Source organism: Paenibacillus sp. MER 180 (assembly GCF_023713665.1).
In the GTDB taxonomy this organism is placed as follows: domain Bacteria; phylum Bacillota; class Bacilli; order Paenibacillales; family Paenibacillaceae; genus Paenibacillus_B; species Paenibacillus_B suaedae.
On record NZ_JAMAVT010000024.1, the window covers coordinates 72,582 to 83,734 of the forward strand.

Annotated in this window: 11 protein-coding genes; 5 read left to right on the top strand and 6 right to left on the bottom strand. The window is 47.4% G+C overall.

Translation table 11 applies throughout. From position 1 onward, the window contains the following. Positions 1 to 84: 84 nt before the first annotated feature. From M3661_RS26615 to M3661_RS26630, 4 genes are all read right to left on the bottom strand, one after another. Positions 85 to 804 (bottom strand): ThuA domain-containing protein, encoded by a 720-nt coding sequence (locus M3661_RS26615; protein ID WP_065292008.1) that lies wholly within the window; start codon positions 802 to 804, stop codon positions 85 to 87. A 155-nt stretch (positions 805 to 959) separates the two neighbouring features. Then, positions 960 to 1,928, bottom strand: a complete 969-nt coding sequence (locus tag M3661_RS26620; RefSeq protein WP_021252354.1) for a sugar phosphate isomerase/epimerase family protein — start codon at positions 1,926 to 1,928, stop codon at positions 960 to 962. A gap of 56 nt (positions 1,929 to 1,984) precedes the next feature. Continuing rightward, on the bottom strand, positions 1,985 to 3,067 hold the full coding sequence (locus M3661_RS26625) for a Gfo/Idh/MocA family protein (RefSeq protein ID WP_251489992.1): 1,083 nt from the start codon (positions 3,065 to 3,067) through the stop codon (positions 1,985 to 1,987). 115 nt (positions 3,068 to 3,182) lie between these two features. Continuing rightward, a complete protein-coding gene (locus tag M3661_RS26630) occupies positions 3,183 to 3,941 on the bottom strand; it encodes a sugar phosphate isomerase/epimerase family protein (protein WP_285853324.1) in 759 nt (252 codons plus the stop codon). A 133-nt stretch (positions 3,942 to 4,074) separates the two neighbouring features. Between M3661_RS26630 and M3661_RS26635 the strand changes: the two genes are divergently transcribed. From M3661_RS26635 to nagA, 4 genes are all read left to right on the top strand, one after another. After that, positions 4,075 to 5,019 carry an AraC family transcriptional regulator gene (locus M3661_RS26635; protein ID WP_251489997.1) on the top strand — a complete coding sequence of 315 codons (945 nt, stop codon included), beginning with the start codon at positions 4,075 to 4,077 and terminating at the stop codon, positions 5,017 to 5,019. A 158-nt stretch (positions 5,020 to 5,177) separates the two neighbouring features. Next, positions 5,178 to 6,035, top strand: a complete 858-nt coding sequence (locus M3661_RS26640) for a MurR/RpiR family transcriptional regulator (RefSeq protein WP_021252358.1) — start codon at positions 5,178 to 5,180, stop codon at positions 6,033 to 6,035. An 8-nt stretch (positions 6,036 to 6,043) separates the two neighbouring features. Beyond that, positions 6,044 to 6,772 carry a glucosamine-6-phosphate deaminase gene (gene nagB, locus M3661_RS26645; protein WP_174807769.1) on the top strand — a complete coding sequence of 243 codons (729 nt, stop codon included), beginning with the start codon at positions 6,044 to 6,046 and terminating at the stop codon, positions 6,770 to 6,772. Continuing rightward, on the top strand, positions 6,765 to 7,943 hold the full coding sequence (nagA, locus tag M3661_RS26650; RefSeq protein WP_251489999.1) for an N-acetylglucosamine-6-phosphate deacetylase: 1,179 nt from the start codon (positions 6,765 to 6,767) through the stop codon (positions 7,941 to 7,943). The genes nagB and nagA overlap by 8 nt, the downstream gene beginning before the upstream one ends. A gap of 289 nt (positions 7,944 to 8,232) precedes the next feature. Here the strand turns inward: nagA and M3661_RS26655 are convergent, their stop codons facing one another. Then, entirely contained in the window at positions 8,233 to 8,457 is a 225-nt protein-coding gene (locus tag M3661_RS26655; RefSeq protein WP_005547175.1) for a helix-turn-helix domain-containing protein, read from the bottom strand. Positions 8,458 to 8,697: 240 nt separating this feature from the next. Continuing rightward, a complete protein-coding gene (locus M3661_RS26660; RefSeq protein ID WP_251490001.1) occupies positions 8,698 to 9,588 on the bottom strand; it encodes a YhcN/YlaJ family sporulation lipoprotein in 891 nt (296 codons plus the stop codon). A gap of 336 nt (positions 9,589 to 9,924) precedes the next feature. On the opposite strand from M3661_RS26660, the gene M3661_RS26665 reads away from it, so the two are divergent. After that, complete coding sequence (locus tag M3661_RS26665) at positions 9,925 to 10,935, top strand: ketoacyl-ACP synthase III (RefSeq protein WP_251490003.1); 1,011 nt, start codon at positions 9,925 to 9,927, stop codon at positions 10,933 to 10,935. Positions 10,936 to 11,153: the final 218 nt, after the last annotated feature.

Below are 11,153 nucleotides of genomic sequence, written 5' to 3' on the forward strand. Positions count from 1 at the left end.
TATACCCACTCTTTCTTTCAAATTACATTAGGCTGTATGATGATAACTCCAACGAAATCCGTGCATGTTGTCTAACTTGTCCCATTAATTCAATGGTTCAAGCGGCTGAGCGTTGCCATACTTCGGATATGTGCGTTCCGACGGCTTCGCCCACTTCACCGCATTGGCGATGACACGACGGATTTGCTCATTGTAATAGGTTGGATATGTCTCATGACCTGGACGGAAGTAGAAAACTTTGCCCATGCCGCGCTGATAGCAGCAGCCGCTGCGGAATACTTCTCCGCCAGTAAACCAGCTGACGAATACAAGCTCATCCGGTGCCGGAATGTCGAAGTGCTCGCCGTACATTTCTTCCGCTTCAAGCTCAATATACTCCCCAATTCCTTCTGCGATCGGGTGCCCTGGAGCTACGACCCACAACCGTTCCTTGTCGTTCGCTTCACGCCATTTCAAATCACAGCCGGTTCCCATAAGCTTTTTGAAAATTTTCGAGAAATGACCGGAATGAAGTACAATTAGCCCCATCCCGTGAAGCACGCGTTGATAGACACGCTCTACAATCGCCTCGTCCACCTCTTCGTGTGCCTTATGCCCCCACCAAATCAATACGTCTGTCTCATTCAATACTTCCTCAGTCAACCCATGTTCAGGCATATCGAGCGTTGCATAGCGCACATGAAACTCCTGACCCAGTCCCTCGCCGATCGCTGTATGAATCCCTTGCGGATAAATATCAGCTACGGTCTTGTTGTGTTGTTCATGTCTGTATTCATTCCAGATCGTTACGTTTTGTTTTGTCATCGCTGCATGCTCCTTTGTCCATTCATATAGATAAGCTCATTAATGATAACATCTTAGTTAGAAAAGCAATCGCACCTTCCATTCATCCATTGATGCACGAGAACGAGGAAGATGCGATGCCTATATCACGTTACTTGGCGTGCATGATTTGAGGCCTAGACCCACCACATCTCGCCAATCGGTTCCTTCATTAAAATCGGCTTCAAATTCTCAACAGCTTTCGTGAAGCCCTCATCAACGGACATCAAGCCATCCTCATGTTCTATGCTCACAACATAGTCATAACCGACAAGGCGAAGGGCACTAATTATATCAGCCCATGTCTTCGTATCATGACCATAACCAACAGTACGGAACTGCCAAGCGCGATCCAACATCATCGTATAAGACTGCATATCTGTTATCCCGTGCTTATGGATGTTCACAGGATCAATGGTCGTATCCTTGGCATGGAAGTGATGAATGGCATTCGCCTGCCCCAGAATACGGATTGCCTGTACCGGATCTATGCCTTGCCACCACATATGGCTCGGGTCAAGGTTCGCTCCGATTGCCTCGCCTGCCGCTTCGCGGAGACGAAGCATCGTACCTGGCGAGTGAACGGAGAAGCCGCCGTGCAGCTCGAGTCCGATCTTCAAGCCGCGTTCAGTGGCTAACTTGCCCACCTCTGTCCAGTACGGAATAACCTTTTCCTTCCACTGCCAGTCCAGAATTTCCTGATAGTCTGTAGGCCATGGTGCCACAGGCCAATTCGGGTATTTCGCACCTTCATGGTCACCCGGGCAGCCGGAGAAGCCGTTCACAACTGGCACTTCCAGCTTCGCAGCGAGATCCAGCGTCGCCATGAAATCTTCATGATACTGCTTCGCAATATCCTTCTGTGGGTGAAGCGGATTGCCATGACAGCTTAGCGCACTGATCGTCAAGCCCCGGGAAGCAACAGCTTCCTTAAATGCCTTGAGCTTCGCCTCACTAGCTAACAGTTCATGCGGGTTGCAATGCTTCGCACCTGGATACCCGCCAGTACCTATCTCAACAGCTTCCACACCTTTAGCTGCTACTGTATCCAATGCCTCTTCTAATGGCAATTGTCCGTACAGAACTAAGAATACGCCTAATTTCATGAGTGTTCTTTGCCTCCTTCGGTACGATTCATGTGCATTCGTGCTGCTTATTCCGATTAGTCAAAGTAAATTGCTTTGCCTGTGCGCGAGGATTCGTAAATGGCTTCCAAAATCTCAGAAACGACGCACGCTTGTTCCGGCGTAATGATTGGCGTCTTGTCATTTTCAATCGCATCAATCCACATATGCATCTCTACATCTGGCGGATTATCAGACTCACCTTCATAGAAATCAACGCCACTTGCAGTCAAATGGAATTTTTGATCGTACAGTTGGCCGTGTCTTTCCCCGTTAATCGTCAAGCCGTCATTCATATCTGCGCCGCCTTCTGTACCGCATAGCGTGCACTTCGCTTCGATGTTGGATGTTACGTTAAGCGCCCAACTGGATTCCAAAATAACTGTCGCTCCGTTCTTCATCACAATCATCCCGAACGCGGAATCTTCAACCGTGAACTTCGCTGGATCCCATGGACCCCAAGCGTTCGCTGCATTCTCACGGCCGCTCAACTTATGATAAGCCTTGCCAAGCACGATATGCGGCTCGTAGTTGTCCATCATCCACAACGTCATATCCAGCGAGTGTGTACCGATATCGATAAGCGGACCTCCGCCTTGCTTCTCTTCATCCAAGAACACGCCCCATGTAGGAACCGCGCGGCGACGAATCGCATGCGCTTTGGCGAAATAAATCTCACCCAAGGTGCCCTCTTCACACAGCTTCTTCAAATAGCGGCTGTCACTGCGGAAGCGGTTATTGTAGCCTACTGTAAGCTTCTTGCCTGTACGCTTCGCCACTTCAACCATGCGGCGTGCATCTTCCGCCTTCTTCGCCATTGGCTTCTCACACAATACATGCTTATCGCTCTCCAGCGAAGCAATTGTAATCTCTGCATGGGAATCATTCGGCGTACATACATGAACGATGTCGATGCTCTTATCTTCCAATACAGCCTTATAATCGGTATAGACTTTAGCATCCGGTGTGCCGTACTTTTCCTTCGCCTCAACCGCACGCTCCTCAACAATGTCGCAGAATGCTACCATTTCAACATTTTTCAGCTTGGCCAAGCTAGGCATGTGCTTGGCATTGGCAATGCCGCCGCATCCGATAATCGCAATTTTATATACTTTTGACATGAATCTATTCCTCCCGAGTTTAGATTGATGGTGTAGGTCATGTATTCAACTGTAATATGTGTAGAGGTCGTACCTCTTGAAGTTTTCTCTTGAAGTTTTCTCTTGAAGTCTTCTATTAAAGTCCGAGATTGTCCTTAATCCATTGACGGCTTCCGCGCACGCTATCAAGTGGTGCACGCTGACAATCATCCTGCTCTACGATAAGCCATTCCGTTCCTGCTTCTCGAGCAGTTTGAGCTACACCCACTAAATCGAGTTCACCCTGACCAAGCTCCATTGTCATTGGCTTGCCGTCTCCATCATATTTGAGATCCTTATAATGAATGAACGGAACACGACCTGAATATTGAGCGATTACTTCCAACGGGTTGAAACCACCATGCTTCACCCAACATACATCCAGTTCCGCGAAGAGACTGTCTTCAGGCAGCTTGCCGAACAGCAAATCAAAAACCGTCTCCTGCCCAATCTTAGCTTCAAATTCATATCCATGATTGTGATAGCCCAGCTTAATTCCATGCGCTGCAAGTCGCTCTGCAACAGCTGCAAGCGCGCGAACCGACTCTTCCAAGATGTCTTCATCGGCTTCGTGCAGCTTCGGAATTCCCGGACAAATGATGTTCCGGTTGCCGATGGCAAGATTCATTTCAATTTGCTCATCTAGGTGTTCAGTCAATTGCTCGATGCTGACATGAGACCCGGCCGCCTTCAAATTCAGGCGCTTCAGTTCACCTGCTAATTTCTCCGGCGCCAATCCGCCGTAGCCGGCAAATTCTACACCTTCATAGCCCATAGACGCCACTTGCTCCAGTGTTCCGATAAAGTCTTTTTGCATCTCATCGCGCAATGTATAAAGCTGTACTCCAATTTTCAATGGATCCACCTCATTTTGTATAAATCGTTATGAACGATTATGATATCGGCTTACTTTTTGAAAAGGTTTTCAATGAACTGATTTCATTGTGCCACATTGCTTTCGGGGTGTGAATGAAGGATATCCTTTTAACATGAACAATCTTGCTATCTTTGCTATACTCTTTGTAAAGAGCGTAGACACATATATGGACATGATGGAGGAGAATATGTCGCAATCTGCTATCAATCAAGAAGAATTTACGATTATGTACTCCGGGCATGCGAGACACACGAAGCCATTCACTCTCGTCATCCCCAAGCTGGAGCATTACCTCATTCGCATACAGTTGGAAGGCAATGCTCATGTCTGGATGGATGATCAATATACGGAAATTACACCTGGCGATATGCTCATGCTGTCTCCGGGCTCTCATTATGATTTGAAAATAGGGTACCGCCACCCCGAATCAGGCATCCCTCACAAAAAAGTGCACAGCCTCGACTACTACTTCATATTGAATGGTCCATGGGTACAAGCGTGGTGGAACCAGGTTGCCACTCAGGGCAAGGTAGACATCGGAATCGACGATCGTCTTCTGTCGATATGGCGGGAGATTATGCAGGAGCAGCGGCTCTATGGAAGCCACAACATGAACGATATTGTTAGACACCTAAGCTTTGCTTACTTCCGCATGTTGGAGAGAACCTTAAATGAACGCGCACATCCCTCTTATTTGAATCGCAATCGCAGTGAGCAGGTCGCCCATCAAATGAAGCATTATATTGAAATGAATGTTACAGAGCCGTTTACGCTGCAGGATGTTGCAACCCGCGTGCAGCTAAGTGTGTCCAGAGCATCACATATTTTCAAGGAAACATTCCATCAATCCGTCATGGACTATGCCATCCAACTCCGATTGACGATGGCTTGCGAACGGATTTTGCATGGATATATGCCGTTGGAGCAAATTGCTGAAATGTGTGGATTTCAAAGTTACTCCTATTTCCATCGAACGTTCAAAACTCGCCTTGGCATAGCGCCACGTGATTTCCGGGAGCAGCGGCAGCTGGACAACCATGCGGATTCGAGCAATTGACGGTCGCGAAATGATTTGTGAGGAAATTGTGGTATTTTGCATAATCAGCTTGTGTTTCTGCTGTGGATTGACTATGATGATATTGAAATAATTTTCATCAAGATTAGATATATGGTTAAAATTATTTTCACCATTTTTCACGTAAGAGGATGATATTTTTGTCGAGCATTTTGCATGCGATCCGGCAGCAGGTTCAAGATTTTCACCCGCAGGAGCGCAAAGTGGCGGACTATATTTTGCAGTTTCCGGGCAATGTAGTGACGATGGGCATCACAGAGCTGGCTGAACAATCCGGCACTTCACCCGCAACCGTCACTAGATTTTGTAAAACCCTTCATTTCCGTGGATTCCCGGACTTCAAGACGAAGCTGGCGGCCGACATGGCACAGCAGTCCACACCACTATCCTATCAGGACATTATCGCAGGTAATCCGCTGCGCGATATTATTACGGCCATCGAGTCCAATCATATACGCTCGATATCCGACACGACGCGGCTATTAGACATGGTTACGCTGGAGCGGGCAATGCATGCTTTTCAGCAGGCAAGACAGATTGATCTGTACGGAATGGCAACGTCCGGTATCGTAGCACTGGACTTCTACCAGAAGCTGATTCGTGTTGGCAAACGCGCGACCTGCTTCTCCGATCCGCATATGCAGATTACATCCGCCGCCAACTTGAATGAGCTTGATGTGGCGTTCGCCATCTCCTATTCTGGAGAGACACCAGAGACGATCGATGCGCTGCAATGCGCCAAGGAGCGCGGCGCGACCACCATCTCACTAACGAAGGTTGGTTCTAATCGCCTCGCTAGTCTTGCTGATATTCATTTATCTGCTTCTTCTCTCGAAGAAGGCATGCGTCGCGGTGACATGGCTTCCCGTATCGCACAGCTCCATATAATTGATATTTTGTTCGCGGGAATGGTCACGGAGCAGTTCGATGATCATATTCCGAAGCTAGAACAGTCGTATCGCATGGTACGCAAGTACCGTAAAGATAAAGGGAGGTAACTCAGTTCATGAACATCTTAACGTTCCAAACAAACGAGGAATTAAACCAAATCGCTGCAGGCATCTTTGCAAGCCTCATCCAGACAAAGCCTAATGCCGTACTCGGCTTGGCAACTGGCAGTACGCCAATCGGCATCTACCAAGAGCTGATTCGCCTGAATGAGAAAAAGTATGTAAGCTTCAAAAATGTGCGTTCCTTCAACCTGGACGAATACGTTGGTCTGCCTGAAGGCCATCCAGAATCGTACATGTCGTTCATGAACAAGCAATTGTTCGATCATATCGATATCAATAAAGAGAACACTCGTGTACCAAACGGCAATGCAGCCGACTTGGAACAAGAGTGCAAGCAATATGATGAGATGCTCTCTGATGCATCCATCGACCTGCAGCTGCTTGGCCTTGGCCACAATGGTCACATTGGCTTCAACGAACCAGACCAAAATCTGCATGCAGGCACACATCTTGTCCAATTGAAAGAAGAGACTCGCCAAGCGAACAAGCGCTTCTTCGATTCCATTGATGAAGTGCCAACACAAGCGGTAACAATGGGCGTTGGCTCGATCTTGAAGGCTAAAATGATTATGCTCGTTGTTCGCGGTGCGGACAAGGCTGACATTGTTCATCGCGCTTTGACTGGCCCGGTTACAACAGAAATTCCGGCATCATTGTTGCAAACTCATCCGAATGTAGTAGTTTTGCTTGACAAGGAGGCGGCACAACATTTCCATGGCTAATTCAACGTTTACCCTAACCAATGCAAATGTCGTAACACCGAACGGCGTATTGTATGATGGAGTCGTTCGGGTAGAAGATGGCCTTATTTCCTTTATTGGAAAGTGGTCAGAATTGGCACAGCCTGAGCAGGATGCTTGGGGCAAGGAAGCAGTAGACGCTAAGGGCGGCTGGGTGCTACCAGGCTTTGTCGATCTGCATATTCATGGCGGCTTCGGCGCAGACTTCATGGATGCAAATGCCGAATCTTACGATAAAATTACGAAGTTCCATATGGAGCACGGTACAACTGCTATGCTCGCTACTTCGATGACACAATCTCATGAAGCACTGGATCGTGTTATGGTAGCGGTTGATGCCTACATCAAGCAAGGCATGAAGTATACTCAATTGGCAGGCGTTCACTTGGAAGGTCCGTTCGTGAATCCGAAGTACAAGGGCGCACAGAACGATATCTACATGATCGATCCTCAAATCGACTGGTTCGAGGATTGGCATGCACGCTTCCCTGGCCTGATGAAGCAAGTGAGCTTAGCGCCTGAGCGTAACAACGCTACGGAAGCCATCCGCTGGCTTCGCGCTCACGACGTAAATGCTGCTGCAGCACATACAGCAGCTACGTACGATCAAGTGACGGCCGCAGCCAATGCTGGTCTGAACCAAGCGGTTCACACGTTCAACGCAATGACTCCAATCCACCATCGTGATCCAGGTGTAGCCGGAGCCGTGCTTACCGATGACCGCATTACAGCTGAGATTATCTCCGACGGAATTCACGTACACCCTGCTTGCATCAAGATGCTGAGCCGTACGAAGGCTTCCGGCAAGCTCGTAATGATTACAGACGCGATGTCCGCAGCTGGTATGCCTGATGGACAGTATGATCTTGGCGGTCTCGCTGTAACGATGAAGGAAGGCGTATGCCGATTGACTGACGGCGGTTCGCTCGCAGGCAGTACACTTACGATGATTCAGGCTGTGAAGAATATGATTCAATTTACAGGACTCCCGCTGCATGAAGTATCACGCCTTGCAAGCTTGAATCCTGCGAAGCAAATTGGAATCGACGGCTATACAGGCAGCATCGAAGTTGGCAAGCAAGCTGACTTGGTATGGACAGATGCTGATCTGGACATTGAACGCGTATGGGTAAAAGGCAGCACGCATATGTAAGCAGCTGTTGTTATCATACCTTGGTTACAACCATATCCGCATAAAAAAGAATGGCTTCCCGAAACGATACCTGCATCGTATTCGGGAAGCCATTTGTTGATTGCAGGGCATGACCATCGGAACAAAAAATAAAGCGTACTTGCCACGATGCTCGTTCTATGCAGCATGGGTATACGCTCGAATCTATCCGAGTCTGTCATCCGGACCTACTCATCAAAGACCTTCCTTCCCACATCAACCGATGTGTTCCAGAAGGCTGAATTGTCAGGGCGATGGGCTTAGCTTATTGTTAGATTTTTAACTCCCCAAGCTTGATTAGCTCGACTACCGCTTGCGAACGACCTTTTACATTCAATTTCTGCATCACATTCGAAATATGATTTCGAACGGTTTTCTCACTAATGAACAATTGTTGTGCAATATCACGGGTCGTTTTGTCCTGAACTAATAATTCAAAAACTTCGCGCTCACGATTAGTCAGTAGAAACTTATTTTTGTGATCGCTACCCTTCAAGTGTCACCCCTCCTTGCCCGAGTTTTTGTAATTTAACAAGGTTTAGGGATACAGTCAAATTTATACTATGAAGAGCCATTACACTTGGTGCGGTAATGCGCAAAAATGGGCTAACTAACGTGTTTGTTTGGCTAAAACCGTATAATTCCTTATGTTCGTCGAATGCTACCCTTATCCGAATATGTAAACAGGACTCCGCCCTCAACAGAGTGAGGAATGAAGTCCGTTCGAAGCGTGAAATTAACGAGTTCCTGTTGTTCCTGTTCCTGGAGCCATATTGTGCAAGCGAGTTGGATGATTGTACGATTGATTTGTTACATTGGTTGGGAACAAACGGTACACCATCTCAGAGAATTCATTAGCAAATCCTGCAATCGGATGGCCTGCACTTACTTGCTTGCTGTACTCATTCATGCGGTTGACGAAGTCTGGATTGGCAGATACATACACATTATTGCAGCTCGGATCTTCCTTTTTCACCGCGTTGGCAATGTGTGCCTTCAAGTCACCAGATATGTTATCATTCACATTAGACGTACCGTCATAAGAACCGAGGCTGCCAGCAGAGTATGGCCGTGGTCCTTGTCCTGGCTTAACGCTCTTGCTGTGAACTCCTTTAGATGAATGATCAGTTACAACAGCAACATAAGCATTGTTGTTGTTCGTCATCATGACATGTGCCGACTTCACACCCTTAATGGAAGCGATTTTTTTGGCCAGTTTTTGGTTCATTTCCAGCTTGTTCGCGGAATGAGTGCCGTAGCGCCCTCCGTTAAAGGCATTGTTACCATACGTACCATTGTTACCATACGTACCATACTGTCCATACGTACCATTGTTGAAATTATTGGTGCGGTAACCTCCATCATAACCGTAACCACGTGTATAACCATCTGGGCTGAACTGATTCATGTTATAGGAACGTAGTCCATCACCCGAGAAGTTCGTATTGTAGCGGTTCGCGTTATAACGATGATCCGTTCCGAGCGGTCTTACACCATCATTGCCATAATTCATATTATGCTGACGCACACTCTTCGTGGACATATTGTCCCGATTTCCACAACCTGTAAGCCCCATTGTCATCACTAATGCTGCCGTCAACGTTAGCAAAACTGCTTTTGCTCGCATCAATGTTCCTCCTTGTTCAGTTCATAATTGAGGTGCCAACAATGTTAGCATGCGCTGACCGCCTGATGTTATGCCGATAGGTTTTTCCGATACTTCCACTCCTTGCATCTTGTTATCAGCTTGTCCTAAAAAGAATGACGAATTCCCCAATCGTGCAAATTACAAAGGCATGGATTGACAATTTTTTACCGGACGTATTATCATATTAGTATTAGACTATAGTACCTGGTACTAATTTAAATTATATACACTAATTTTTGTTTAGGCGTTCATTCATCTCGATTTACTTGGATCGCACGCTCCCTTTCGGTCCGAACATAAAGAAGGAGGATAAGCATGCAAACGGTGAAACTGCACACCAAAGCGCAAATTACAGCATTCGGCACCTATGTGCCTGAGCGCCGCTTAACAAATGAGGATCTGTCGCACATGGTTGATACGAACCATGAATGGATTGTTCAACGAACGGGCATGATTGAACGACGGATTGTAGATGAAGGAACATATGCCAGCGATCTTGCGTTCGAAGCTGCTAAGAATCTGGCAGACACGTATCATGTTAATCTGCAAACGGTTGATGCAGTACTTGTAGCAACATCAACACCAGATGCCTTCTTCCCAAGCACGGCTGGCATCATTCAAGGAAGACTTGGCATCCCTCAAGCAATGGCGCTTGATATATCGAATGCATGTGCAGGATTTGTTAGTGCCATGCAATTGGCGATAGGACTCATTGATGCTGGTATGCATCGCAAAGTATTAGTAATTGGAACCGAAGTGCTCACCCGCACGGTTGATTACACGGATCGAAGCACTTGCATCTTATTCGGAGATGGGGCTGGAGCGATTCTTCTAGAAGCTGGGACTGCTGAGCAGCAATCTTGTTTCCTTGCTTCTGGATCATTAACGACAGGAGACTTAGGCGGGATCTTGCATCGCAAGGCTGTCGCCGATCGGATTGGCGATGTGGAGATGAAACCTGACAGTACGTTAGTTCAAAATGGGCGCGAAGTCCTTAAGTGGGCGCTCCGCCAAGTTCCGGTAGGCATTCAGCAATTGCTTCAAGACACTGGCTACACGACAGAGCAAATTGACATCTTTGTGCCACACAGCGCAAATCTACGGATGATAGAGTCCATATGTGAACGAAGTGGGATTCCGCTTGAGCGCACGCTTACTAGTGTCCAATATTATGGTAATACATCTGCAGCCAGTATTCCGCTGGCGATAGCGGGAGGATTAGCAGACGGCCGTCTGAAACCGGGAGCACTCACTTTACTGTATGGATTCGGCGGCGGATTCTCGCAATCGATCTTGCTGCTGCGCTGGCCGGATTTACAAGCATAAGCTCGGATTGGGCATCTCTATGATTCACCTAATTCTCTTATAACTCCTACACAATGGAACCAGAGGGTGCCCCTAATTTTGAATGAGCATGATCGAGTAGGAGGCTACCCATTAATTGAGTAGCCGACCTCTCACACCACCGTACGTACCGTTCGGTATACGGCGGTTCAATCGTTTGAGTGCAATTTGCGAAGATGCTCGTACCGAGCAGGGAAGTC

Bases quoted from the DNA above. Each gene is read 5' to 3' on its own strand.
- M3661_RS26660 (WP_251490001.1), bottom strand. From the start codon at position 9,588: ATGCGAGCAAAAGCAGTTTTGCTAACGTTGACGGCAGCATTAGTGATG.
- nagB (WP_174807769.1), top strand. From the start codon at position 6,044: ATGAACATCTTAACGTTCCAAACAAACGAGGAATTAAACCAAATCGCT.
- M3661_RS26615 (WP_065292008.1), bottom strand. From the start codon at position 804: ATGACAAAACAAAACGTAACGATCTGGAATGAATACAGACATGAACAA.
- M3661_RS26620 (WP_021252354.1), bottom strand. From the start codon at position 1,928: ATGAAATTAGGCGTATTCTTAGTTCTGTACGGACAATTGCCATTAGAA.
- nagA (WP_251489999.1), top strand. From the start codon at position 6,765: ATGGCTAATTCAACGTTTACCCTAACCAATGCAAATGTCGTAACACCG.
- M3661_RS26635 (WP_251489997.1), top strand. From the start codon at position 4,075: ATGAACAATCTTGCTATCTTTGCTATACTCTTTGTAAAGAGCGTAGAC.
- M3661_RS26665 (WP_251490003.1), top strand. From the start codon at position 9,925: ATGCAAACGGTGAAACTGCACACCAAAGCGCAAATTACAGCATTCGGC.
- M3661_RS26625 (WP_251489992.1), bottom strand. From the start codon at position 3,067: ATGTCAAAAGTATATAAAATTGCGATTATCGGATGCGGCGGCATTGCC.